26 protein-coding genes are annotated in these 25,576 nt (G+C 57.6%); all 26 read right to left on the reverse strand.

Going from position 1 to position 25,576, the window contains the following annotated elements; translation table 11 throughout:
* Window positions 1–273 precede the first annotated feature (273 nt).
* Window positions 274–1,098, reverse strand: a complete 825-nt coding sequence (locus tag AOBCEHNH_RS03755) for an NAD-dependent epimerase/dehydratase family protein (RefSeq protein ID WP_152063213.1) — start codon at window positions 1,096–1,098, stop codon at window positions 274–276.
* A gap of 63 nt (window positions 1,099–1,161) precedes the next feature.
* A complete protein-coding gene (gene rfbC / locus AOBCEHNH_RS03760; protein ID WP_226803224.1) occupies window positions 1,162–1,770 on the reverse strand; it encodes a dTDP-4-dehydrorhamnose 3,5-epimerase in 609 nt (202 codons plus the stop codon).
* A gap of 22 nt (window positions 1,771–1,792) precedes the next feature.
* Complete coding sequence (gene rfbB / locus AOBCEHNH_RS03765) at window positions 1,793–2,812, reverse strand: dTDP-glucose 4,6-dehydratase (RefSeq protein WP_152063215.1); 1,020 nt, start codon at window positions 2,810–2,812, stop codon at window positions 1,793–1,795.
* A 3-nt stretch (window positions 2,813–2,815) separates the two neighbouring features.
* On the reverse strand, window positions 2,816–3,703 hold the full coding sequence (gene rfbA / locus AOBCEHNH_RS03770) for a glucose-1-phosphate thymidylyltransferase RfbA (RefSeq protein ID WP_152063216.1): 888 nt from the start codon (window positions 3,701–3,703) through the stop codon (window positions 2,816–2,818).
* A gap of 146 nt (window positions 3,704–3,849) precedes the next feature.
* The gene (locus AOBCEHNH_RS03775) at window positions 3,850–5,292 is read right to left on the reverse strand and encodes a lipopolysaccharide biosynthesis protein (protein ID WP_152063217.1); all 1,443 of its coding nucleotides are present in this window, start codon (window positions 5,290–5,292) and stop codon (window positions 3,850–3,852) included.
* A 19-nt stretch (window positions 5,293–5,311) separates the two neighbouring features.
* Window positions 5,312–6,229, reverse strand: a complete 918-nt coding sequence (locus AOBCEHNH_RS03780; RefSeq protein WP_152063218.1) for a WaaS/CpsH family glycosyltransferase — start codon at window positions 6,227–6,229, stop codon at window positions 5,312–5,314.
* Window positions 6,211–7,524 carry an O-antigen ligase family protein gene (locus AOBCEHNH_RS03785; RefSeq protein WP_152063219.1) on the reverse strand — a complete coding sequence of 438 codons (1,314 nt, stop codon included), beginning with the start codon at window positions 7,522–7,524 and terminating at the stop codon, window positions 6,211–6,213. Before AOBCEHNH_RS03785 ends, AOBCEHNH_RS03780 begins: the two co-directional genes overlap by 19 nt.
* Window positions 7,521–8,612 (reverse strand): glycosyltransferase, encoded by a 1,092-nt coding sequence (locus tag AOBCEHNH_RS03790; RefSeq protein WP_152063220.1) that lies wholly within the window; start codon window positions 8,610–8,612, stop codon window positions 7,521–7,523. Before AOBCEHNH_RS03790 ends, AOBCEHNH_RS03785 begins: the two co-directional genes overlap by 4 nt.
* Window positions 8,613–8,636: 24 nt before the next feature.
* Window positions 8,637–9,650 carry a capsular polysaccharide synthesis protein gene (locus tag AOBCEHNH_RS03795; RefSeq protein WP_152063221.1) on the reverse strand — a complete coding sequence of 338 codons (1,014 nt, stop codon included), beginning with the start codon at window positions 9,648–9,650 and terminating at the stop codon, window positions 8,637–8,639.
* Window positions 9,643–10,926 carry a glycosyltransferase family 4 protein gene (locus AOBCEHNH_RS03800; protein ID WP_152063222.1) on the reverse strand — a complete coding sequence of 428 codons (1,284 nt, stop codon included), beginning with the start codon at window positions 10,924–10,926 and terminating at the stop codon, window positions 9,643–9,645. Before AOBCEHNH_RS03800 ends, AOBCEHNH_RS03795 begins: the two co-directional genes overlap by 8 nt.
* Entirely contained in the window at window positions 10,923–12,035 is a 1,113-nt protein-coding gene (locus AOBCEHNH_RS03805; RefSeq protein ID WP_152063223.1) for a glycosyltransferase family 4 protein, read from the reverse strand. Before AOBCEHNH_RS03805 ends, AOBCEHNH_RS03800 begins: the two co-directional genes overlap by 4 nt.
* Before the next feature lie 23 nt (window positions 12,036–12,058).
* Window positions 12,059–12,826, reverse strand: coding sequence for a sugar transferase (locus tag AOBCEHNH_RS03810; protein ID WP_226803226.1), 768 nt, complete (start codon window positions 12,824–12,826; stop codon window positions 12,059–12,061).
* Between the two features lie 56 nt (window positions 12,827–12,882).
* Window positions 12,883–13,416, reverse strand: coding sequence for a transcription termination/antitermination NusG family protein (locus AOBCEHNH_RS03815; RefSeq protein WP_193221169.1), 534 nt, complete (start codon window positions 13,414–13,416; stop codon window positions 12,883–12,885).
* A 255-nt stretch (window positions 13,417–13,671) separates the two neighbouring features.
* The gene (locus AOBCEHNH_RS03820) at window positions 13,672–14,907 is read right to left on the reverse strand and encodes an LCP family protein (protein ID WP_152063225.1); all 1,236 of its coding nucleotides are present in this window, start codon (window positions 14,905–14,907) and stop codon (window positions 13,672–13,674) included.
* Complete coding sequence (locus AOBCEHNH_RS03825; protein WP_226803228.1) at window positions 14,907–15,539, reverse strand: class B sortase; 633 nt, start codon at window positions 15,537–15,539, stop codon at window positions 14,907–14,909. Before AOBCEHNH_RS03825 ends, AOBCEHNH_RS03820 begins: the two co-directional genes overlap by 1 nt.
* Before the next feature lie 281 nt (window positions 15,540–15,820).
* Complete coding sequence (locus AOBCEHNH_RS03830) at window positions 15,821–16,414, reverse strand: hypothetical protein (protein ID WP_152063227.1); 594 nt, start codon at window positions 16,412–16,414, stop codon at window positions 15,821–15,823.
* A 152-nt stretch (window positions 16,415–16,566) separates the two neighbouring features.
* Window positions 16,567–17,223: a tyrosine-protein phosphatase gene (locus AOBCEHNH_RS03835; RefSeq protein WP_152063228.1), complete on the reverse strand. Its 657-nt coding sequence runs from the start codon at window positions 17,221–17,223 to the stop codon at window positions 16,567–16,569.
* Window positions 17,224–17,294: 71 nt separating this feature from the next.
* On the reverse strand, window positions 17,295–18,233 hold the full coding sequence (locus AOBCEHNH_RS03840) for a CpsD/CapB family tyrosine-protein kinase (protein WP_152063229.1): 939 nt from the start codon (window positions 18,231–18,233) through the stop codon (window positions 17,295–17,297).
* A 2-nt stretch (window positions 18,234–18,235) separates the two neighbouring features.
* A complete protein-coding gene (locus tag AOBCEHNH_RS03845) occupies window positions 18,236–18,892 on the reverse strand; it encodes a YveK family protein (protein WP_152063230.1) in 657 nt (218 codons plus the stop codon).
* A gap of 146 nt (window positions 18,893–19,038) precedes the next feature.
* Complete coding sequence (gene recO, locus AOBCEHNH_RS03850) at window positions 19,039–19,785, reverse strand: DNA repair protein RecO (protein WP_152063231.1); 747 nt, start codon at window positions 19,783–19,785, stop codon at window positions 19,039–19,041.
* 149 nt (window positions 19,786–19,934) lie between these two features.
* Window positions 19,935–20,957 (reverse strand): GTPase Era, encoded by a 1,023-nt coding sequence (gene era, locus AOBCEHNH_RS03855; RefSeq protein WP_152063232.1) that lies wholly within the window; start codon window positions 20,955–20,957, stop codon window positions 19,935–19,937.
* A 138-nt stretch (window positions 20,958–21,095) separates the two neighbouring features.
* Complete coding sequence (locus AOBCEHNH_RS03860) at window positions 21,096–21,485, reverse strand: diacylglycerol kinase family protein (protein ID WP_152063233.1); 390 nt, start codon at window positions 21,483–21,485, stop codon at window positions 21,096–21,098.
* An 8-nt stretch (window positions 21,486–21,493) separates the two neighbouring features.
* Window positions 21,494–22,003, reverse strand: coding sequence for an rRNA maturation RNase YbeY (ybeY, locus tag AOBCEHNH_RS03865; RefSeq protein ID WP_152063234.1), 510 nt, complete (start codon window positions 22,001–22,003; stop codon window positions 21,494–21,496).
* The gene (locus AOBCEHNH_RS03870; RefSeq protein WP_152063235.1) at window positions 21,984–23,054 is read right to left on the reverse strand and encodes a PhoH family protein; all 1,071 of its coding nucleotides are present in this window, start codon (window positions 23,052–23,054) and stop codon (window positions 21,984–21,986) included. The genes ybeY and AOBCEHNH_RS03870 overlap by 20 nt, the downstream gene beginning before the upstream one ends.
* On the reverse strand, window positions 23,051–24,334 hold the full coding sequence (locus AOBCEHNH_RS03875) for a MiaB/RimO family radical SAM methylthiotransferase (protein ID WP_152063236.1): 1,284 nt from the start codon (window positions 24,332–24,334) through the stop codon (window positions 23,051–23,053). The genes AOBCEHNH_RS03870 and AOBCEHNH_RS03875 overlap by 4 nt, the downstream gene beginning before the upstream one ends.
* A 12-nt stretch (window positions 24,335–24,346) precedes the next feature.
* The gene (dnaJ, locus tag AOBCEHNH_RS03880) at window positions 24,347–25,510 is read right to left on the reverse strand and encodes a molecular chaperone DnaJ (RefSeq protein WP_152063237.1); all 1,164 of its coding nucleotides are present in this window, start codon (window positions 25,508–25,510) and stop codon (window positions 24,347–24,349) included.
* Window positions 25,511–25,576: the final 66 nt, after the last annotated feature.

The raw sequence follows: 25,576 nt of genomic DNA on the forward strand, positions 1-25,576 counted from the left end.
TTTTTAGCAGACAAGAAGCCAGCTAGAACAAGAAACCCCTCGCTGCGAACCAACTTCGAGACCAAAAGGTAAACCACTGCCGGAATAACAACCTGAAGAGCCAGCAATACGTAATCACTCGCAGGAAGAATGGCAACCGCAAGCGGTGCGAACTAGGAAACCAAAGTCGAAAAGAGCGTGAACAGAATTTCCGCGCTTTACTCGAAGGGGCAATAATCCAACATGCACCTGCCATGTCCGCAGTCCCGAATTGAAATATAGATCGAAATCACACTAAAAATCGCCAGGAATTGACGCGTGATCCCTGAATCCCCAAACGGCAGGAGAGTCATAAGGCCTATCGGGAAATGCCCCGTAATCTAATTCAATGTCCAGGTGGTTTTCTTTAATGAAACGCTCGACGCGGTCGGCAAGCTTTTCTGGGTGGCCAGAGGAGATGTTGTAAATGCCGCCCCCCTCAGAACCTGTAACAACATCAGCCACAAGCGAGCAAAAATCGCTGTAATCCAGAAAATCATATTGGCATTGCCCCGTCGTAAACGGGAATGATTTTTTGCCATCTGCCGAAGCTTTGCAAATCTTGGAGAAAATCGAAGCTCCGTAGGGGTTGTTGTCGACGATGTAATAGCCGCGAAGCCACTGGAGCTCGACAGCCGTCTCGTCGCAAATCAACGCGGCAGACTGCCTCAAGGCATTCTTTGCGATACCGTACATATTCTGTGGATTACATGGAGTGCTGGCCCTGATACCCCCCTCGAAATATCCGATCTCGTGCATACTTCCCATGATGGCCAATCTATTAAGGGGAGAATTGGACAGCTTGCGGACAAGCTCAATATGCAAGGGAAGGTCTTCCATGTGTGCAGGGGACCCGTGCTTGAAGCCGTCACGCCAGGCAAGGTGCACAACGATGTCCGGCGCTCCCATCTCCACATAAGGATCCGTCATATCAAACAGACTTGCCTGAATGCGCACAGCGGAGTCCGGAACTCGGTCAACCGCCCGATCAACCGCCACGACATCATGGCCGCGACCGACCAACTCCCTCACGACTCCCACGCCGAGAAAACCATTAGCCCCCGTAACAGCTATCTTCATTTAACCTCCTAAACAATACGTCCGATAATGCATACTCTTGAAATGTCAGCAAGGCGATATGCGCTACTGATGCATGAGACATCCAATGTCTTTCAATCTAGCAAGAGAAGGGTGGTGCTTGTCCTTTTCGGAAAGAACCAACTGGGAATCGTCTAGCACGCTATCGCCTTCAAGCGCAGGCCATTCTATCCCGATCTCGGGATCGTTCCACATAAGCCCGCCCTCGTCGCCGGGGCGGTATACGTCGTCGCACTTGTAGCAGAACTCCGCGGTGTCGCTTAAGACGAGAAAGCCGTGGGCAAAGCCGCGTGGGATGAAGAACTGTCTCCTGTTCTCGGCAGATAGGACCACGCCCTCCCATTTCCCATATGTCTCACTGCCCTTACGTAGGTCAACTGCGACATCGAACACCCTACCGGAAACCACTCGAACCAATTTTGATTGTGGGTGCTGGATCTGAAAATGCAGTCCCCGCAGCACGCCCCTAGTACTTGAGGATTGATTGTCCTGGACGAAGGTGCAGCCGATTCCTCCGGCCTCGAAATCAGGCTGCTTGTAGGTCTCCATGAAATACCCGCGCGCGTCGCCGTAGGCCTTGACGTCGACGATCTTCACGCCCTCGATGGAGGTATCCGAAAAAGTGAAGTTTCCCGAAGTGATTGCGTCACTCATTGCCATGTTTTCCCAACTATCTCTACTGTCCCTGCTTCGCATACTTGGCCTCTGTAGCGGCCTTTGCCGGACGCCACCAAGTTTCATTAGCGACATACCAATCGATGGTTGCCTTTAGGCCCTCGGCGAATTCGGTATGCACCGGCCTCCAACCGAGCTCGCGCTGCAGCTTCGTGCTGTCGATGGCATAACGACGGTCGTGACCGGGGCGGTCAGCGACCCAGTCGAAGTCCTCGGCATCCTTTCCCATCGCCTCGAGAATCATGCGAAGGACCGTGATGTTGTTCTTCTCCCCGTCGGCACCGATGAGGTAGGTCTCCCCCATCTGCCCCCTGGTGAGGATATCCCAGACCGCGGAGCTGTGGTCCTCAGTATGGATCCAGTCGCGGACGTTCTCGCCCTTGCCGTAGAGCTTGGGGCGGACGCCGTCGATGATGTTGGTGATCTGCCTAGGGATGAACTTCTCCACGTGCTGGTAGGGTCCGTAGTTGTTGGAACAGTTGGAGATCGTGGTGCGAAGGCCATAGGTGCGGGTCCAGGCGCGCACGAGCATGTCGGAGCTGGCCTTGGTGCTCGAGTACGGAGAGGACGGCCTATATGGCGTCTCCTCGGTGAACTTCACTGGATCGTCGAGTGCCAGGTCGCCGTAGACCTCGTCAGTGGAGACGTGGTGGTAGCGGATGCCGTGCTTGCGTACGGCCTCCAGCAGGCGGAAGGTGCCCTCGACGTTGGTGCGCAGGAAGGGCTCCGGATCCGCGATGGAGTTGTCGTTGTGGGACTCGGCAGCATAGTGCACAATCGCATCATGGCCGGGGACGATACGGTCCAGCAGGTCAGCGTCGCAGATGTCGCCAACCACGAGCTCCATACGGTCGGAGGGCAGACCGGCGATGTTCTCGGGGTTGCCGGCGTAGTTCAGCTTGTCCAGGACGGTGACGTGCACGTCCGGATGGTTGTTCACGACGTAGTGCACGAAGTTACTGCCGATGAAGCCACAGCCGCCCGTGACGATGATGTTCTTGGGTTCGAAAAACTCAGACATAGGCTATTCCCTCCCGGCCTCATCGGCGATAGAAATCAGATATTGTCCGTAATCGGTCTTATGCATCGACTCGCCCAGCACGCGCAGGTCATCCACCCCAATGAAACCCTGGCGGAAGGCGATCTCCTCTATGCAGGCGATGTAGTAGCCCTGACGGCTCTCAACCGCCTCTACGTACTCAGCCGCTTTTAGAAGGCCCCGAGGCGTGCCCGTATCCAGCCATGCCATACCGCGGCCCATCAGCTCGACGCGAAGGTCACCACGACGCAGGTACTCCTCGTTGACGCTAGTGATCTCAAGCTCGCCCCGAGCACTGGGCTCGACGCCCGCAGCGATATCGCTCACCTTGCCGTCATAGAAATAGAGGCCGGGCACGGCATAGTTGCTCTTGGGGTGCTCCGGCTTCTCCTCGATACTAACGACGCGGCCGTCGAAATCGAATTCAACCACACCGAAAGCCCTAGGATCCTTAACCGGATAACCAAATACGACAGCACCGCCCTCACGCTCAACGCGCTCCTTCGCGGCAACGATGACCTTTGTAAGGGCCTGACCATGGAACATGTTGTCCCCCAGAACAAGCGCGCATGGCTCGCCAGCGATAAAATCACGCCCGATAGTGAACGCCTCGGCAAGACCGCGAGGCTCATCCTGCACGGCATATTCAATACGCATGCCCAACTCGGAACCATCACCCAAAAGCCCTTTAAAAGCCGGAGCATCGCGCGGAGTCGAAATGATAAGAACTTCGCTGATGCCCGCAAGCATGAGGACAGAGAGAGGATAGTACACCAGTGGCTTATCATAAATCGGCAGCAGCTGCTTGCTCACCGATTTGGTAATGGGATGCAGCCGCGTCCCAGACCCGCCAGCAAGAATGATCCCCTTCATACCAATACTCCTTTTAGAACGGAAACCAGCCGTATGCCCCCAGCACGTTTGGGCCGGAAGCAAACACACGGCATATCAAGAGACATGAGAAGCAAAATGAAGCTGGAGCGTGCATGGGAAACCCAGGGGCCAGCTTGAATGAGCGCCTATCGCTCCTTGTTCGCCCTTACTTTAACCAGCACGAGAAGAACCATGATAAACAGAGCAAAGCAGGCAAGATAGCGGACGAGCGTCGCCTGGTAGAGAGCCATGCCACACATTGTCGCCGCCAAAGTCCCAACAGACAGGACGACAAGCCTATCATCCTCGTAAACGGTCGTCTTTCTGCCGCGTTCACGACAGGCCTTCCCCGCCCAAGCCCGCTGAGAAAATGCAAGAACGATATAGCTCGCAAGCGTAGTATATGCGGCGGCGTAAAACCCGAACAAAGGAATAGCAACGAGATTAAGCAGTACGTTGACCGTTGCGGCGGCAATTGAAGCGAACATGATATACGTGGTCTGTCGATAGTATACAAGGATATTTGAATACATGTTAGAAATCGCCGTGAGAAAAACGCCAGCCGCAATGGGAGGCATAAGAGAAACCGCAGAGAGGTACTCGTCGGTAGCGAGGACTCGTATTATCTCTGGTCCGAACCAAGAAATAAGCACCGAAATTAAAGCGAATAAAGCAAGTAGCAGAGTAGAAGACTTTTTAATGCCTTCATGCCCCTCGAAATCTATATTTTGGAAAAGATAGGGGATAAAGGACGAGTTGATAGCGGACCAAAAGAAGAGGGAAATGCTGCTCGCAGAATACAGGACTCCGTAGATGCCGGTTTGAGCATCACCGACCATCGCCGAGATCATTACCCTGTCGGAAACACTTAATACTTGGCTCGCCACGGAATAGCCGATGAGGGGAAGGCTGAGACCGAGCGAGAAACGCCAAAAACGCGAGTTGTAGAACGTCCTTCCACGAACCATCAGCAAAACCCATAGAACGCCGCTGACCCCATAGACGATGAGGTAATTTGCAGAGAGCCTGGCCTCCGCAAGGCTACAATCCAGATGAGGGCTCGAGCTCGCAATGATGACGGCGCCCACGGACGCCGCCGTCGCCAAAACTGCCGACCCAACAGAGAGCAGAAAGGCGAGCTTGTATTTGTATTCGTATCTCTGCCGAAGAGTCCAGAAATCCCATGCGGGCATAACAAGTAGACCAAACGACATAAGGATGATTAGACGGGGAGAGAGACCGACAAAACGCGAAACCCACGGTGAAGAGGCGACGAGCCCCCCGCCCATAATCAGGGCCATTAGGGACGATAGAGTTAGCACCGAAGATTCGTACTCGTCCCTCTGGTCCCCGAACTCTTTCATCGCAAGGGAATACCCACCGGAAGTCAACGCCAAGGTAGAAACAATGCTGACCATTGAGTACCACGATGTGTAAAGATTAACGACACCCATATCGGAAGCGGACATGATGCGGGTAAACACCGGCATCGAGATCACTGCGAGCCCACGAGAGATGACACTGGACAATGTATAAACCGTTGCTGATTTGACTTCTAAGCTTGCATTTTTCAGCTTATTAATAAGCATCTGGTAAATCTTTCATCTCCTAAATAAACCTATCCGCCCAGGCCTCGACGGAGTAATACCGCCGGATCTCGTCACCATACGGGGCTGTGGGCCTCGCCATAAACTCTTTCACCTCGATAAGCGAAGTGCGCTCATCGAGAACGAGGACGTTTCCGTATTTGAAAAACGGAGCGTCGACAACATGGGGATTTGTGGTAATCAATTTCTTATCGTAGAAAATCGATTCCATGACTCTCATGGAATACCCAAGCTGCCCATGCTGGGCGATGTCAACGATCGCTCTGCTACGATAAATTCTGAGAAGATACTCCTGATACGGAACATAATTTATGGATTGTTTAATGTATGGCTCCATGCCGTCAGCCGCCCCGGGCCCAACAACAGTAAAGTCCAGTTGAAGGCCAGCTTGGGTCAGAACTCTTGCAGCGCGCTCGACAACATCCAGACGGTCTTTCGACAAACCAAGATAAACAGCATCGCATTCAAGGGGAACGGGCGGGCATCTCAGGCCGGCATCGAACATAATCGTGTTAAAGGTGAAGCCGTGCCTGGCACAGAATCCCTCATCGTATGAATATAGTCCGCAAGAATAGCGCTCGGCCTTCTCCTTGAGGATCTTAATCTGTCCGTCGCTAAGGTCCATGTTCCACGAATAAATAAAAATGTCAGCGGAGGCGGAACCGCTTCTTAAAAAACTAAACAAGGATGCATCCATAAGAGCGGCCACGTCCATCACGACAATGCGGTCATAGCCATCAAGTTGATTTTTCCATGGTCCATAGCGAAATCGAGCCAAGGGCGGGCAAAGCTTTCTTAGCGCGTTAAAAAGCCTGCCAGGTCTACCCGAGAATAGCTGGGTAATGAATACGCGATCGCCCGCAAATGCAGGAAAGTAGTACAAATCAGCATCAGATACGATTACCAAAGATCTTTCCATTGAGAATACTTCCTCCCCTCCAAGCGCAGCGGCCAACCGTGACCGATTGCGAGGTATGCAGGTATGATTAACAGCCCCGTGTAAAGGAAGTGGGTCTGCGCGAGAGTCGTATTAACGAACAAGACGGCAAACAACAAAGCCGAGGACAACCTTTGCCCTTTAAATACCGGGTAGAAAACACCAAATAGAATCAAAACCCAAGGAATAATTCCATAGACTGCCGCATAAGCCACAAATGCTGCCGCCACAAGTCCCTCGCCGCTGGAGGCGGCGGCGGAAAACAGGGCATCATAACCAACTCCGAAAGGATTATCGGCAATCACCCGTAAACATACATCGATCATGTCCGAACGATAAGATCCAGTGCCCTCGCTCAAATCGAGACCGGAACCACCGCCAAATAGCTTATTAAGAATCTGCGTTGTCAAGATGCTTTCAGAAGGATCAGTCCAATGCTGGATTAGTAAAACGATTGCCGCCAGCATCACAAGAATTAATACTTTGCCCTTAATACCGGACCCGGCGCTCTCCCTTTCAAATAGGACGAAAAACAAAACACAAGATAAAGCGCCGATGTAGCCCGTCGTGGACTGGCAAGTCATAATCGCGAGAATAATTACAAGCAGGGAAAAATTATACCGGCTTTCAGATTTAAAGCCGATCCTGCCCTTCCAGAAGAGCAGGATGAACAGCGCGCTATTTAGAACTACTTGATACTTACCCGGCTCGGTAAAGATGCCACAGTTCCTAAACTGATGAATATTAAACCAACTATATAGAATAACCCCGCGACCATACTCGTACGTATGCCACGGGTATGTACCTATCACGTCAACAACAAACGAGGGCCCCAGCAATGTGTCCAACATCGAAGGTGCCACACAAGCTATAAGCCAAAAACCAATGCTGATAGCGGCGAGCGCGACGACCGTAATAAGCCAGCGCCTTATGAAGTTAGCGTAATCGCAACAGATGGCCATCTGGACCACCAATACACAGCCGACGAACCCCATTAAGGCATTAAGCCCCACACCGCCGCTTAGCGCACGGGCAATCACAGTATTAGCTAATAGCAGGGCGCTCAAGCATATGCCATATGATTCACGGTACTTTTTTGAAAGCAGGCAGGTCAGCATGAATAGGCCCAATAGCATCATGTAAAACCATGAACCGCCGTACATGTAAACAAATGTACTTCCAGGGGCCAACAACGACAAGTAAATTAGGACGTATTGCCACAAGTCGTTAAGTGTAGTACCGCGCCTCACCGCCGCATCATCGATATGTGCCCTCAAAACGAATCCTCCGGAAATAGAACATTTTCCCACTTTTGAGCAATCACATCAACAGAAAGGCGCTCATTGATCTTGGTGGCCTCACTGGCCAATCGTTCGCTCAGGCCAGGCTCTTCAAGAATAGAGAGTACTCGAGCAGACATCGCGTCCACATCACCGCAATCGACTAAGAACCCATTAACCCCATCCTCGATCACGGCTTCGGCTCCACCTCCAGCGCAGCGCGTGCTGACCGTCGGAACTCCCATTGCGAGCGCCTCAATCAGGGAGTTCGACAGCCCTTCCCAATCGGAGGTCATAAGGTTCGCAGATGCGGTCGAAATCATTTGAACCGCATCCTTCCTAAAACCCATGAAATCGACGCTCTGGAGTACCCCAAGGGAATCTGCAAGCTGGCGAAGCTCGTCAAGCAAATCGCCTTTTCCGTATATCTCGAGCCTATATTCGGGAAATACCTTGTGCACACGCTCGAATACCCTGAGCATCATGGGGTAATTCTTTTGCGCTGTAAGCCTGCCGGAAGCTGCAAGGACGCGTCTCCGATCTGAAAAGGGAACCCTTTTGGGCAAGCCTTCGGTCAAGGGGTTTTCTATAACAACGCCTTTACGACGCACGTTTTCTGGAAAATAGGAACCTTGCTGCTCAGTCTGGAAAACAATAGCATCCGCACGCGAAGAATACAGCCAATCGCGGAGCGGAAACAAAACCCCCCTTCCGTTGAAATCATCTGAGGGGAAGTTCCGGGAAGACACAACCGCTCGATTAGGGAGAGCGAGCGATGCAAGGAGGAGCAGGACATTTTGATCGGACAAAAAGGACAGGAAGGTTGAATCAGGATGCCTTTTCATCTCTCGACGAATCGCACGAACCTGTTCAAGGGGGCCATTCTTTTCTTGAGAACAAATAAATTGGACTTCAACATTGGGTTTTAAGTCATAAACGCATGTATTGCTTTTCGTAAGTAGAAAGGTAAAACGATAACCGACCGCAACCATCTCATTGGCAAGTGCTACTGCAACTCGCTCTGCACCGCCACCGGACAATGTTGGCATAACCATATAGAGTTCATGAGGTTTAGTTTGTATCATTCTCTCTCCCGAGCATCAACTTGGCTAGCTGAGAGCTCCATTGAGCATCAAGCCATAAAAGGTTTTCATGTCATCGAGCCGTTTTGGGAACTCCTGCTTCCAGGTAAGCTTGAATAGCCTGGTGTCGGTGTTCATCTCGTCCCAAATACGCTGGTCAAAGGGCTTATCGAGCAGAGAGATGAGATCATCGCAACGGGGATTGTTGGGCTCGATCATGGCGAACGCCGCAGCGATTGCGGGGTCATGGCGCTGGGCGAGGACGATGAGGTAATCGACGAGAAGGTAGTCGATAAGCCTGTCGCTCTTGCGCCAGTACTCCAAGAAGAAGTCACGCGCGACAACGAAGGGGCGACGGTTTGCGGCGTCGCAGGCGAGCGAGTAACCGGCAAACATGCCGCACGCAACAGACGCATGCAGGTAGTCGGGCCTCTTGATGGACCACATGGGAAGGTCTAGATAGCTCTCCAGCGAACCACTGCAAAAAAAGGTCGCATCGAGCCACATGCCACCGTGCTCTGCGAGCAACGAGAGCCTCAGAAGATCAGAGAGATTCGTCCTCGACATCACCCCTGCGCGTACCTTCTCGAGGACCCACTCAGGGATATCGACGTACTCGGAAAGGTTCTCGTCCGTGATGACGACGACCTCGTGTCCGCCGGCGTTACGCCGCACGGAGTCGATGCAGGCACGAACGATCTCCGGCGCGTTCTCCTCACCCTGCCACCAGCACATCCAGATCTTGCCCTCGAGAGTGGGGTCGAGTGGTGGAAGCAGCGCCCCGTAGTCATACGAAGCGTAATAATCACCAAATCGTCCATCCAGGTACTTGAGAACCGTCTCATGTTTGCGCAGCAGGCGCTCCCTCACGGCGGGCGGCTCCTTGTAGCCATTACGACTCATGACCTGAATATCGAGCTTGGCTCTAAACGTGTTGATCGCCTCGGGCCACGAAGTGGCCTTGGCGATGCGGACCGTCGCCCCGATCTCCTCGAAGGAGCGATGCGCGATCCGCTTGATGCTGTTGTGGCCATTAGCCATTGACGGCCTCCTCGTACAGCTTCACAAGCTGGTCCATGAACTTGTCGCGCGAGCAGTTCTCGCGGACGTAGGCGCGGCAGCTCTCCTGCATCCTCACGTACACGGGAGCGTCGAGAAACGCCTCGGCGCCGCGGACCATAGCATCCGCCATGGTTGCGACGTCGCCGGGTTCACATGCAAAGCCGGTGACGCCGTCTGTGACGAGCTCTGGGATGCCGCCTATGCGCGTGCCGACAACGGGCGTGCCCGCTGCAAACGCCTCCACGATGGAGTACGGCATGTTCTCTCGACATCGCGAGCTCGCGATGGCGAGAGAAGCCCTCTCGACATAAATTTGGAGGGCGTCCCCGGTTTGGTAGCCAGCGAACTCGATGCGCGGGGCGCTATACAGCGATTCGGCGAGCTCCCTGAACTCGGCGGCATCGGGACCATCGCCGACCACAATGAGCCGCATGTCCCGAGGCAGCGACGGAGCCGCCGCGTCAAACGCCCTAAGCAGCACATCAACGCCCTTCTCTGCAGAAAGGCGACCAAAGAAGAGAAGGTAGGGGCTCTCCCTATCGGTCACGTCGTCCGCCACCCCCGAGGCGCGGGCGAGGATGGCGTCGTCCGCGAAGTTCTGAAGCGCCTCGACCTTGCCCTCTGGCCAGCCGCCCTCGATGAGCTTCGAGCGCATGAACCTCGAGGGGGCGATGACGCGGTCGATCCGCTCGTTGGAGTGGTGCGCCCTGTTGAAGGACGCCTCGAACGCCGCAAGCGCGCTCTTGGCACGCGACCCCTTGACGCAGCGGTTCTCGATGCAATGACGGTACTTGCCGTCTTCGAGGCAAGCATCGCACACACGGCCTTCGCCGTCGAGCATGAGATAGCCCGGGCAGACGGTCACGTAGTCGTGCGCCGTGTAGAAGACGGGCACATGATGCTCCTTTAAATAGGGGGCATCTAGAATGGACAGGGTAATCTGCCTGTGAACGTTATTGAGATGCACAACATCCGGACGAAATTCCTCACATAGGGCCTGGAAATTTCTCTTGGCCCCAGGAGAATAGATAAGGGCAATACCATCGCGGACCGCAGAGAGAGGATTCTTAACATCGTTGTACTCGCGCTGAGTAACAAAGTACTTGTCCCATTTGCATGGCAGGTTGTTCGGGTGCTTCATGGAGAAATAAGCAACCTCGTGCCCCATGCGCTCGAGCTCGGACCCTACGGTGAGGTAGTAGGTCTCGGCCCCACCTTTTCGGTAATGGAACTTGTTCACCAGAAGGATCTTCATCGGGCTTCCCCCTCGTAGACGGCAAGGGTCCGCTCGACGACGGAGTCCCAGGTGTATGCCTCCTCGACGTGCATCCTCGCGGCGGCGCCGAGAAGGCCGACGCGCCCGGTGTCTGCCAGCAGGGCGCACAGGGCGGTTCGCAGCGACTCGGCGCTCCCCTTCTCAAACGTAACACCATTGCCGGCGAGTACGTCCGCGCATTCAGGAATATCGCTCGTCACGCAACAGCAACCATAAGCCATCGCTTCAAGTAGACTCATTGGCATACCCTCGACGTCGGAGGGCAGCACATAGGCAAAACAATTTGAATAGAGCTCCGCAAGCGGCCCTCCACTGACAAACCCAGTAAATGCTATGCGCTCATCGCCCGCGGCAAGATAGTGCAACTGCGATTCATATTCAGAAGTATCGGAGCCACCGCCAGCGATCACCAGCTTTTTATCCGTATCGAGACCCTTGAATGCCTCGATAAGCAGCTCAGGACGCTTCTCCGGAACCAGCCGGCCCAGAAACAGGATGTAAGAACCAGTGGAGAGGCCCCATTTTGAAGTAATAAAGTCGGCCGGGCAGGATATTTTGCCATCTATACCATTGGGAATCACGGTCGCATCGCGACTGTATTCATCCTTGAAGTAAGATTCCGCTGCCTTAGAAAGAACAATGAGACCATCCGCTTTATTTGCAGCGGTCTTCTCCCCCATCTTGATATACGTACTGGCGAGCTTACCCCACTTGGCACGCTGCCAATCGAGGCCGTGGATAGTGGCCACGGTGCGAATGCCAGCCCAACGCGCGAGGGACAGCGGTACGCACGGCCCTTCCGCATGGTAGTGAATCACATCGGGACGCTGTCGAATTGCGGCAAGCGTAGCAAAAAAGGAGGAGCTAAGTGCGGCAAGACCTTTTTTGTCGATAGTTCTCACGGGAACCACGCGCACACCGTCAACCATCCGCTCGCAAGCACCGGTTTGGTCGCCAGTCATGACATCGGCACCGGACCGATCATAGCAAGTGACAACATGCCCAAGCGCGGCCATGCGCCGAGCTAATTCCGTAACAACGACCTCAACGCCGCCTTCGCGACTCCCATAACGCTTGTGTCCGATCATTGCAATCTTAAGTGGACGCCTCACTAGTAAGCCCCCTCGCCGGTGAAGACAACCTTGATGGTCTGAAGTATTGTGCGTAAATTCACCCAAAGGCTGCGCTCGCGAATATACTTGAGGTCGAGTTCGACCATGTCCTCGAAATCGAGGTCGGAACGACCTCCTACCTGCCAATAACCCGTAAGCCCCGGCTTCACCGCAAGGCGCTGCATGGCCCATGCGTCGTACTCCGCGACCTCGCTGGGCAGCGGCGGGCGCGGACCGACCACAGTCATCTGTCCAAGAAAAACGTTGAGGAACTGCGGGAACTCATCGATAGAATGCTTGCGCAGGAACTTGCCCATCTTGGTAACGCGCGGATCGTCCTTCATCTTGAACATAGCGCCGTCAATCTCATTACAGCGCTGAAGCTCCTGAAGACGCTGATCCGCATCCCTGTACATACTACGGAACTTGTACATGGTGAACTCATGCATGCGGCCGTCGCGGTGCGTGCGCGAGATGCGTTTCTGCGCGTAGATGGGACACCCCGGGCTCTCCAGGCAGATCGCCGCACAGATGATGGCGCCCGGAATCAGCCCAACGGCAATGACGGTACCGCTGAAGGCAATGTCGAACACGCGGCGTCCAGCCCGATAGAGCCATTTTCCACGATTGGCATCGCGCAGATCCTGCATAGCTTGATATCGATCATATTTTCCGACTTTTGCAACATATTCGGCCCTTTCCCGCGAAACAGGAATGCCATTGCCTGAAGGATAGTCAGTTGCCCCCGAATAACTAACTTGATTCACTTCTTATCCATTCCGAAATTGAACTACTCGGCCGTCTTATCACTTGAATTGATAATTTAGGTGCCTATGTGTGAACCCCCGCCGTCAGCAGAGATCAACGCTAGGCCCATCCGAGCGGACACGATGCGACCGCACAAATTAAGCTCTATGAGCGCCGTGCTTTTCCGCCTATTAATACGTTTTATCCTTGCCTGCTGACCAACAAGTGGCCCCCGATCAATTGAGACTGAATCCCCGACCTTGAACCCCCTGCTCATGGGAATGACGCGATGTCCGGGCTCTGTACAAGAATCGATAATCTTGATGTCACTTTGATCAAGTGGCAAAAGAACCCTGCCCTGAGAAACAATGCGCGCAAAAAGATTGAGCTTGTGCAATTCCCTATCAAGCCCGTAAGGATCATCAGTCACGGCAATCAAATATCCCGGAAACATGGGTTTATCAATAGCGACCCATTGACCCTTTATCTTGATTTCCGTGGTGTACTGAGGAAAGAAGCACTCCTGTAGAACCTCATGCGGAACAACATCGAGAATGCTCTCGACTGTCTTTTGTTCTTTCCCCGTTATCACCTGTATAACGTACCACACATCGAACCCCATAGCTGTAAATCTCGAGGCTCGAATGTGCGGAGAGGCGCATAGCTTCGCCACATCGGAAGACCGATTGGACCTGCTATGCATCCCCCACCCAATCAAAACACGCTCGTGGCGCTGCCTCGCAAGAAGGTTCTTGTAACCCCGACCCCTCCATGAAGAATCGGGCTGTTCAAGACTATCACATTCAACTTGATGGGTGTGTAAAGTGTTAGCTCTGTAACAATAATTACAGCTACTGGCTCTGATTTAAGATACCGGTGAATAAAACACGTCGAGGACCGTCTGCGCTACGCTGTCCTGATCCAAGTACAAAACAGCGTGACCATTTTGGGATGAAAACTCACCTTCGAGCGTCCTAATCTCAAAATCTGTTGCACCGTGCTTGGCCATGATGCTCGCCATATACGAGAACTCCTCCATCCCCAAATTCGTCCAAGTGTATTGCAGCGCCGTTTGATAGAGGGAGATCAGCTTTGCGGGATCACCCGATGCGGCAGTAAGCACCTGATTAGCAAAGGCATTAATAAAAGAAAGCTGACGCTCCTGCCTCTCCAGGGTAGAAATGTCAACGTGATAATCACGGTATTGGACATACTCTTGAGCACGGCGCCCGTTGAGTACGGTCTCCTCACCCTCAAAAATGTCGTATTTTTCAACCGACTTAACAGGGGTGACCTTTACTCCGCCGATGGCGTCGGCAAGAGGCCCAACACCCTTCACGTTAAGAGTGAAGTAATGGTCGATGGGGATTCCCGAAAGTACGCGACTGGCACATTGAGCGACAAGTTGCGAACTCTCCTCGTTGGAACTGCCGTAGGTGTATTGCAAGCATATCTGCATCTTTTGCTGACCGCTGTAGCTGCCGGCAATATAGGTATCTACATCAACCCAACTATCGCGCGGAATGAGAATGCAGGTAGACTTACCGGTGTCTGCATTGAGAGCAAGGACCATAATCGTGTCGGACTGGCCCGTGGTCGGATCACCAGAAGTAATATTCGTGACATTGCCATCGAACCCGATAAAAGCAACTGTGACCATGTTCTCGTTAAGCCTATAAGTAACGCCATCGTGCTCGATGGTGCTACCGCTCTGGTCTATCATTTGCTGCATCGAATCTTCGAACTTACGCCTGCCCTGGGCAATGGAATGATTGACAAAGAGAGCAATGCCTGCAGCGATCATAGCGATGATGAACAGCACCACAAGAACGGTGATGCCAACAACACGCTTACGCGAGGGCTTAGTGTCGCTCTGGTCGATATCTTCGGAAGCTTGTTCAGCAGCCTCTGCCTGGCAATCAACGTCTTCCGAGGACTCGGCACACTCTGAAGAAACGCAGGAAGACTCGCAATCGGGCCGATCAGCCTCTTGGACCTGTTCAACAGGCGCTGAGACTGGCTCAGGGCCATGAGGATCTTCGATACAATCATCTTCGTATCGTGGTGCAAAATGCCGGCCGTACGGACGCTCGTCGGTCATTATTTGGTCTCCTGATCATCCACAAGCACACCGGTAACAAGATAGCGCACCGTTGGGGAGTGCGGATGCGTAAAGGTGCAGGTGCTCAGCTGAACGATCTTGCTATCAGAATCGAGCTCCACACCCTCACGGACGTTGCGCACCACGGAATTGGGGTTGAGCACCGATTCGAAGTACTCCTCGCGCACCGAGGTACGGTCAAAGTCAAAGGAATTGAGGATGTGACGGCCATCGTACTCGTAGGCAGAGACCACCTCGTACGTGAGAATGTGCCCAGGCGTGTACACGTAGAACGTATCGTTCTGCTTGAAGAATTCGGCATCTTCAAAGTAGTGCAGCGTAGCAAAGATGCCATCCACATTGTGGCCGTAAATCACCGTGACCGGATCTGAAAAGTCCTGAGAGTTAGCGAGCTGCGTGAACGCACAGCCAACGGGGCTGTAATTACCATCCTGGTCGTGCTTGAGATAGAAGGAGTCATCGAGCGCACTCTGCTGAATGGGCGCGTTTATCTCCGCACCGGGGATATAGAGCCATGCGTACGATTCAACGTTCTTGCCCCACAAGGCAGAGAAGTCAATTGGGTTATCGGGGAGCTCCTTCTCTTCGACCGCCACGGGATTCTTGGGCACCTCGGCACCCTGCATGCGCTGTAAGGACTTATATTCGTGGTACTGCTCCCACACCACGTACCCGCAGCCGCAAATGCCTATCACCAAAAGGACCGTCGCAGCCACACGCAATAATGCATTGCGACGAGAACCTGTACGCTTCTCATTGGAGCTCTGGCTATTCTGATTGTCTTGATTGCTGGATGCGGGCATGGCTCCCCCGAATGATTCTCGTTGATAGAAGAAGGGACCTGTCCTAAAGACAGGTCCCCCATTCGCTTAATTACAAGCAGAAGTAATCGCTACTCGGAAACCTTCTTGCGAAGCACGAGAGCAGAACCGAGGGCAACGGCGGAAACGCCGGCAACGGCCATAACGGGAAGGCCGGTCTGCGGAGACTGGGCACCGGTATCGGTGGCAGGCTTGGTGGCAGACCGCTTGGCCACGATGGTGTGGATGGACAGGGCATCCGTGGTGAAGGTCACGGTACCGTCGGAGCTGGCGGTCTTGTTGATGACCTCGTTCTCAACACCCTCGGTCTCGTGATCGACGTAGATGGTCACCTCGGCGTTGGCGTAAGCAGCACCCAGGTTGTAGGCAAACTGATACGGAGCCTCAACCTTGCCGGTGCAGGTAACCTTGAAGGAGCCAATCTCGGTAAAGCCCTCAGGGGTCTGGGCGTTGGAAGCCTTAACGTCCTCCGCGGCCTCCTCGATCTTGAGCGTACCGGTACCGTTGCAGGCAGCGGCGGCACGCACGTTCACGCCAGACTCGGTGGTGACGGTGATGGTCTCGGCCTTAACGGCGCCGGACGGGCTCTCCCAAGCGTGGGCAGCCACGGGGGCGGCGAGGGCAATGAGAGCAGCGCTCATGAAAGCGACGATCTGCTTCTTCATGTCATACTCCTTTACAAGCGAAACAGTACGTTAGAGGTAACACTAACCTTGGGCCATTCTAGCACCATAAATTAGCAACAGCGGCGGCAATATGGCAAAAGTCACACAGCGGCACAAGTCTTTACAAACACCCGGTGCCGCTGGGTCCATTATCAAAGCCGGCCATGTGACCCTCGCTGTGGGTATTTACGCAAAGCGCGCTTGAGGTACCCGTAATGCTCAGGGCAATGCGCGTCGCTGGCAATATAGCGGTAGAGTCCTCGTTTGAACATACGTTTAGCCGGCTTTTTCTCCGCGCCAAAACGCCCACCCGCCATAAAGTCGCTCGATGCCTGCAGCAGGCATCCCATATCGACCAGGCGCTCCGCGAGGTCGATATTCTCCTGAATGGCTCGATAGCGCTCCGGATGGGCGATGATCACACTCATCCCCATGCCCTGCAACTGCACAATCGCACGCTCGTAATCGATAAAGTCACGCTCAGTGCAGCGGGGATCAAGCTCCAAGAGAAACTCGTTGGAACCTTCAAAGCACAGCCTACGTGCCCACTGCTCAATACCAAGCTCCATGAGTTTGGGATAGGCGACCTCAAACCCCATAGTGAGCGGAAAGCCGCCCGCATGCTCGCGCAGCAGGGCAAACGAGGCGCGCATGCGCTCGTAATCGAAATACGGGTCGCGGCAATGCGGCGTGCACACAATCCGTGTGACGCCGGCGGAGCGGGCGGCCCTGAGCATCTCCAAGCTCATCGTAAGATCCCGGGCACCGTCATCAACGCCGGGCAAGATATGGCAATGGATATCCCTCAACTTCCCACTCCCCTCTCAAACAGAAAAACAGCCGCCAGGTCGTCCCGGCGGCTGCGATTAAGATACTAATGCTACTTGCCCTGACGCTGCGCAGCGTCGGCACCGTAGCGACCGATCATGAACTGAGCAGTCGAATCGGGGGAAATGTTCCCCCTGGCAGGGCTCTGCGGGGACACAGGGCGAACGGGCTGGACGGGCTGCACCGGCTGAACGGGAACCGTGCCTCGCGCAGCGCCGCCGGCCTGCGGAGCGACAGAAGCGGAGCGGGCACTGGACGCCGGGCGGACCTCGTCGCGCTGAGCGAGCGGCTCGTCAGGCAAATTACCGCCGCGCTGGATGGCCTCGTCAGACTCCTCGTAATAACGGGAAACGTAGTTGGCATCCGTTCCGGAGCACATGTTGGACACCGCACCGAGGACGTTCGCGCCAGCCTTTTGGAGCTGAGCGTAGGCCTCCACGAGCTCGTCACGGCGAGCGATGTTCTCCCCTACCACGAGCAGTGTGCCGTCGACGACCGTGGAAAGCACAGCGGCATCGACGAACGCCGTGAGCGGCGGCGTGTCAAAGATCACATATCGATACGAAGCGGCGGCACGCTCGCAGAAAGCTGCGAAGCGCTTAGAGTTGAGCACGGCCTCCGGGTTGGGGATGTGGGGCTCAACATCGAGGAAGTGCAGCCCACGCGTGGACGTGGTGGCAACGGCCTCCTCGAGGTCCATCTGGCCGCACACAACGGAGTACAGGCCCCCGCGCGAATGCGCGCCCAAGACGTTGGCAAGGGAGCGACGGCGCATGTCGCACTCGACGAGCAGCACGCGCTCACCCAGCGAAGCCATGGCCTGGGCCAAGGCGATAGCGACCGTGGTCTTGCCCTCGTTGGGGACAGAAGAGGTCACCACAAGGGAGCGGACCTGCTTGTCGATGGAGGCAAAACGGATGTTGGCAACGAGCGATTTGGCGGCGTTCTGGATGCGCACCTGCTCGGTGTTGACCCTCTTCTTCTTAGCCATGTTTAACGCCCTCCCTTCACGGCGGGTATGCGGCCGATAACGGGGATGCCCAGAAGCTCCTCGACCTCATCTGCGGAGCGGACCTTGGTGTTGAGCATGTCAGCGACCACGATGATCGCAACGGCCATGAACAGACCAGCAAGGAACGCGACAGCGATATACAGCACGCGCGAGGGACCGCTGGGGGCCGTAGGGGCGTCTGCGCGGTCGATGACGTTGACGGCCTCGATCTGCATGACGTCCTGAGCGATGCCGGAAACGTTCTGAGCCAGGGAGTTGGCAAGCTCGGCAACCTGCTTGGGATCGTCGCCCGTGACCGTGACGCTCAGCACGCGCGAGGTGGTCTCGCTCGTGACGGAAATATCAAAGCCGGCAAGGCTCTTGACCCCGAGGTCGCGCGCGGCAAGATCGCGCACGCGATCGGACTTGAGCAGCGTTGCCACGTCGTTGGCGACCATCTGGGAAGCAGAGAGGTTGGTATTTAGGTTATCGCCAATCTCATCCTGCTTTGCCAGCACGTACATGCTCGCGGTCGCGGTGTATTCGTCCTCCATGCCCATAAAGGCATACGCACCCATACCGATGGCGCACACCAAAGGAAGAATCACAACGAGCTTAAGGTTCTTTTTCAAGAGCCCCAACAACTCCAGGAGCGTCATTCCAGACCTTCCTAACCCTCTTGTTTGCGTATTGCTGTCCCATTTTGCCAAACGGCGCGAACCACGGACAGTCTCCTCAATTTGCAAATGATACCAAATCGCCCAGTTTTATAAGACTACGCGCAAAATGGGTACAACTCGCGCATTTAACGCCCCAGCAAAAACTCGAGCGCCCGCAGGCGGCAGTCCAAGTGGGTCGCGGCCCACACATGAGAGAAGCCAAGCAGACGCGCAGCCGTATACGGGTCAATGGGTGTTGCGGCGAGCTCGTCGAACCTCATGGAGATAAGGCTTGCCAGCCAAGCGGGTTCGCCGGGCTCGAGTGCCTCGCTGCCAGCCACGCTCGAGGCGCAGCTCGCGCAGAGCAGGCCTCCCGCATGCGCGGAGAAATACGTCGGTGCCTCGTCCTCGCATGCCACACACGAGGAGCAATCGGGCAGGTACCCAATGTGCGAGAGCAGCTTGAATACGCACGCGGCAACGATGAGGTCGAGATGCGGCGCGTCGAGCGAGGCCAACTGTGCAAGAACCGCGCGCGTGATTGCGAACACGAATGGGTCCTCGGCGTCCTCGTACGTACAATGACGAGCAACCTCGGCCACCGCGCTCGCGGACATGAGCAACTCGTAGCTCGGCTGCGACCCCAGCGGCGCCGCGACGAGCTCCGCCTGGGATACGATGTCCAGGCTACGCCCGTGCGCCAGCAGCAGATCGACCTCGCAGCACAGCTCGCACCGGGCGGCAAGGCGACTACCCGGCTTGCGAGCGCCCTTGGCCACCGCGCGGACCTGACGACCGGTTTGGTCGACGAGCGTCAGGATGAGGTCGGTCTCTTTGAGTTTAGTCTTATCAAGCACGATCGCCTTCGTGCGATACGTACGGCTACCGGCCATGGCCGCTCGCAACCAGATGGACCATTCCAACGTCACGGCCTATACGTCGAATGCGAGTTCCGCACGAGCCGAAGGCCCCGGTGGGGCCTTCGAGCGGGCAGGACTGTCCGAGCAGGCGATGTATAGGTCGAGACGCCCGGGGATGGGTGCTACTCATCGTCCGCCGCGTAGCCAAAACGGCGAATCTCGCGGGCATCCTCGCGCCAATGCGGCTTGACCTTCACGTCGAGCCCCAGGAACACGCGGCACCCGAACATGCGCTCAAGGTCGCGACGCGCCTCGACGCCGATGCGCTTAATCATCTCGCCGCCCTTGCCCACGATGATACCCTTCTGGCCCTCGCGCTCAACATACACGGTAGCGTGCAGACGCAGCAGGTCGCGCTTGGGGCGCTCAAACTCATCGCACATAACGCCCACGGCATGCGGGATCTCCTCGCGCGTGTGACGCAGCACCTTCTCGCGCACAAACTCGGCGACCATGACCTCGTCGGCCTCGTCGGTGCCCATGCCCTCGGGGAACCAGCGCGGGCCTTGCGGCAGGTAGGCGGCAACCACGTCGACGAACGCCTCGACGTTGAAGCCCTCGGTGGAAGACACCACGATCTCGTCGTCGAAATCGACGAGGACACGGGCCGCCTCGAGCTGCTTGAGCATCTCATCCGGGCTCGCAAGGTCGGCCTTAGTAAGCACCAGGACCTTGGGCGCCTTGGCGGCGGCCACGCGCTCGGCAACCCAGGCGTCACCACGGCCGATGGGCGCGCTCGCGTCGATCACAAAGGCGATGACGTCCACGTCCGAGAGCTCCCCCAGGGCGCTCTTGTTGAGCTCGCTGCCCAGGCCGTCCTTGGGCTTGTGGATGCCGGGGGTATCCACGATGATCAGCTGGCAGTCCTCGCGGTTGACCACGGCGCGCAGGCGGCGGCGCGTGGTCTGGGCGACCGGCGAGGTGATGGCGACCTTCTCGCCGTAGCAGGCGTTGAGCAGCGTGGACTTGCCGGCGTTGGGGCGGCCGACCAGCGCGACAAAGCCGGAGCGGAAGCCCTCGGGGACATCGGCGCACGGGGCGGGCGCGTCCATGGCGCCGGGGAACTCCCCCGCCTCGATCATGGCGTCGAGCTCATCGTCGGAAAGGTCGGCAAACGGGTCGAAATCGGTCATGGTGTCGGACATAGGTACTCCTCAACAGATACGTTGGAACTAAAGGTGTGCAATTGGGGACGGGTGTGTTCTACACATCGTGCAACGCGATGTGCCGGATGTGTAAAACGCACCCGTCCCCTATTGCACACCACGGGCGGAATCTTGGCGCTAGTGCCAGGAGCCGATCAGGCCGAAGTCGTGGGCGAACACCAGGATGCCCACGATCGCGGCGGTGATGGACAGCACGTACACGCTGGCGGCGGCGATGTCCTTGGCGCGCTTGGCAAGCGGGTGCAGCTCCTGCGTGGCCAGATCGACAATGGCCTCCATAGCGGTATTGCACAGCTCGGCAAAGATCACCAGGCCGATACAGATGGCGATAAGCGCCCAGCTGATGAGCTGCAGCTTGGCCACAAAGCCCATGATCACCGTCAACACGCCGGCAACCAGCATTACCTTGATGTTGCGCTCGGTCTTGACCGCGGTGACAAATCCCTCGATCGCATAGCCGAACGAACGAATGAAGGACGGATGGTCCTTATTGGAACCCGGGATCATGGCAGCTCCTAGTCGTGTGCGTGGTTGGTGATGGGGCCGACCTCCACCTTGGAGGGGTCGTCGCCGCGCTGGACGGCCAGCTCGCGCAGAAGCGCGTCTTCGCGTGCCTCCATCTCCTCGGCCTCGTCGTCCTCGATATGGTCGTAGCCGAGCAGGTGCAGCAGCCCGTGGACGAGCATGAGACGGCACTCATCGGCGGGGTCGTTGCCAAAACCCGGCGCCTGCCGCGCGATGACCTCGGGGGCGAGGATGATATCGCCCAGCTCGAGGACCTCGTCCACCGGGATGTCCTCGTCAAAGGCGGAATCACACTCAAACGAGAGCACGTCGGTGGTGCGGTCGATGTCGCGCCACTGGCGGTTGAGCTCGTGCATCTCGTCCTCATCCACGTAGGAGAGCGAGATCTCGACATCGCGCTCCACGCCCTCGGCGGTGAGCACGTGCGCGACGATCGCGCAGACCTCGTCCTCGGACAGCAGCGTGTCGAGGTTCGCGTCGTTACTGATGAGCACGGACATGTCCATCATCCTTTCCCCTGTGACGGGCCTTCCCCGCGGCCTTGCCACTGGCACCGGACGTATCAATTTGTACCTGTCCCCCATTGAGACCATGGGGCTGGGCGTCGAAGGCCTCATAGGCTTCCACGATTTTACCAACCAGGCTGTGACGGACCACGTCGGCGCGCTCGAGTTCGACGAACGCGATGCCCTCGACACCCGAGAGGATGTCCGCCACGTCGGTCAGGCCGCCGCGCTTGCCTGGCAGGTCGCGCTGCGTGGCGTCGCCGGTGATCACGAACTTGGAATTAAAGCCGAGACGGGTGAGGAACATCTTCATCTGCTCGGGCGTGGTGTTTTGTGCCTCGTCCAGAATGACGAACGCGTCGTTCAGGGTGCGGCCGCGCATGTAGGCCAACGGCGCGATCTCGATGACGCCGCGCTCGACGAGCTCGTGGACGCGTTCGGCATCCATCATGTCGAACAGCGCGTCGTAGAGCGGACGGACGTAGGGGTCCACCTTCTCCTCGAGCGTGCCGGGCAAGAAGCCCAAGTTCTCGCCGGCCTCCACGGCCGGGCGCGTGAGGACGATGCGACCGATGTCGCGGCGCTGCAGGGCACACACGGCCATGGCCATGGCCAGATAGGTCTTGCCGGTGCCCGCGGGCCCGAGGCAAAACGTCACGGTGTTGTTGCGGATGCCCTCGATGTACCGGCGCTGACCGGGGGTCTTGGCGCGAATGGCCTTGCCGTGATAGGTAAGCAGGACGTCGTCGTGCGAGCGCAGCGCCCGCGCATCCTCGCGGCGAAGGGCACCGATGAGACGCTCGACGTCGTCGGCGCGGAGGCGATCGCCCTCGCGGGCGGCCGCGAACAGCTGCTGGAACACGCGCGTGAGAAACTCGACTTCCGCGGGATCGCCCGCAATCGAGACGGTGTCGCCGCGCAGCGTGACATCCGCATCGCTCAGCGCCTCGATCGCACGGAGCAACTCGTCAGACGCCCCGGTAACGGCACCGGGATCGACGCCCTCGGGGATGGTCAGGCGCACACGCGCGGTCCCGGCGCTCATAGGTCGCTCTCCCCCATGCTCGCATGCAGCAGACCGCGGTCGTCCATGCCCGTGATCTTCACGCGGACGAGCTGGCCCGTGCGGTCGGTCCCGGCATCGTCCACGATCACGCGATGGAAGCTGCCGAGCGTGCCGCGGTTGCCAAACTCGAGCACGGCCGTCTCGAACGCACCGATGCGCGCACGTGCGTCGGCCTGGGAGGTGCTCTCGGCCACATGGCGAAGCTCGCTCGAACGGGCGGCCATGACCTCGGGCGCCACCTGTCCGGGAGCGGTGGCGGCGGGGGTGCCGGGGCGGGCGCTGTAACGGAACACGTGCATGCGGGAAAAGCCCACGCGCTCACACAGGGCGCGACTCTCGGCAAACTCCTCATCCGTCTCGCCGGGGAAGCCGGCGATGATGTCGCAGGAGATGGCGGCGTTCGGGAGCTTGGTGCGGATGCGATCGACCATGGCCTCGTATTGCTCGGCCGTATAAGGGCGGTTCATGCGCTCGAGCGTGGCCGTGCAGCCGGACTGCAGCGGGAGGTGCAGGAACGGAGCGACGCGCTCCCCGCCCGCGACCATGGCGTCGATAAGGCGGTCGTGGACGTCCATGGGCTCAAGCGAGGACAGCCTCACCTGGGGGATGTCCGTCTGCTCGAGGATGATGTCGAGCAGCTCGTCGATCTCGACGTGCGAGTCGGACGCATCGATGCCGTCGTAGGCGCCGAGGTTCACACCGGTGAGAACGACCTCGGGGATGCCCGCGCGCTCGGCTCGACGCACCTGTTCGAGCACCGATGCAACCGGCACGGAACGCTCCGGCCCGCGCGCCTTCCACACGATGCAGTACGAGCAGCGGTTGTTGCATCCGTCCTGCACCTTGACGCCCAAGCGCGAGCGGCCGAGTAGGTCGGCGAGGTCGTGCCCCTCGTCGAGGTTGACCGTGCGCGCGGGCAGGCCCGCCGCGTCGGCGGCGGTGCGAGCCACGTCGATCTTGGAGGGCTGGGCAATGACCCGCGGCGACAGGTCGGTGAGCTCGCTGGGATGCAGGTTGACCACGCAGCCCGTTACCACCACGATCGGCTCGCGCGGGAGCCCCAGCGCATGGCGCACGGCCTTGCGCGTCTTGGACTCTGCCTCGCCCGTGACGGCGCAGGTGTTGATGACGATGATGTCGGCCTCGTCCTGATCAACCAGCGAAAAGCCGGCGCCCACGAGGTCGGAAGTGATGCGATCGGATTCGACGCGGTTGACCCGGCAACCCAGGTTGACCACGCATGCGAAGGGACGCGTCATATGGCTACCGTCCTAATCGAGGATCTCGTCGATGGCGTCGCGGATGCGGTCGCCCATGGTGCGATGCTTCTTGGAGCCGGACGCGTTCTCGCCCGCCGCCTCGGCAAAGCGCTCGAGCGCCTCGCGGGCGTCGTCGGAGAGCTTGGTGGGGACGTCGACCACGATGCGGGCGACGAACCTGCCACGGCTGCCGGTGCCCAGGCGGGGCATGCCGTAGCCGTCCACCACAAGGGCCTCGCCGTACTGCGTGCCCGCGGGGACCTCGAGCTCGAAATGCTCATCGGGCAGGATGCCCTCGACGTCGACCGTGCATCCCAGCGCCGCCTCGGCGATACCGATGTGCACCTCGCTCAGCAGGTCATCCCCGTGGCGCTCGAAGCGCTCGTCGGCCTCGACCTGGATGGTCACGATGAGGTCGCCGGCACCAGCGCCGCGGAAGCCCGCCTCGCCGTAGCCGCGCAGACGCAGCTGGCGACCAGTGCCCACGCCCGCCGGAACCTCGACGTCCAGGCGCTCATGGGTGCGGACGCGACCGTCGCCGTGGCAGTGCGAGCAGGGCTTGTCGATGACGGTGCCCTCGCCCTTGCAATCGGGGCACGGTGAGCTGGACTGCATGGCGCCGAAGATGGACTGCTGGACCGTGGTCACGTAGCCCGTGCCGTTGCAGTGCGGGCACGGCTGCTCCTGGCCGCCCTCCTCGCTGCCGGAGCCGTCGCAGTCCTCGCACGGGCCGAGGCGGTCGAACGTGATGGTCTTCTTGCAGCCCTGAGCCGCCTCCTCGAGGGTGATGGAGAGCGAGATGGCCATATCGCGGCCGGCGCGGCGACGGGCCCGGTCGCGGGCGCGATCGCGCGTGCCGCCGCCGGAGCCGCCGAAGATCGAAGAGAAGATGTCATCGACGCCCACGCCGCCGAAGATGTCGGAGAAATCGACGAAGCCGGAGCCGCCGGGCATGCCATCGACGGTGCCGTAGCGGTCATACATGGAGCGCTTCTGCTCGTCGGACAGGACCGAGTAGGCCTCGTTCAGCTCGGCGAACTGCTCGTTCGCATCGGGCGCATCGTTATGATCGGGATGAAGCTTGACCGCCTTCTTCCTGAACGCGCGCTTGATCTGATCGGGCGTGGCATCGCGATCGACGCCGAGCACCTCGTAGTAATCCCTCTTGTCCGCCACTGTGTGGACCCTCCCCCAAGGTTTTCCTTAACTCATGCGGCCACGCGGGACGCGAACGCCCTGCCG

Source organism: Collinsella intestinalis, from assembly GCF_902501455.1.
Classification (GTDB): domain Bacteria; phylum Actinomycetota; class Coriobacteriia; order Coriobacteriales; family Coriobacteriaceae; genus Collinsella; species Collinsella intestinalis.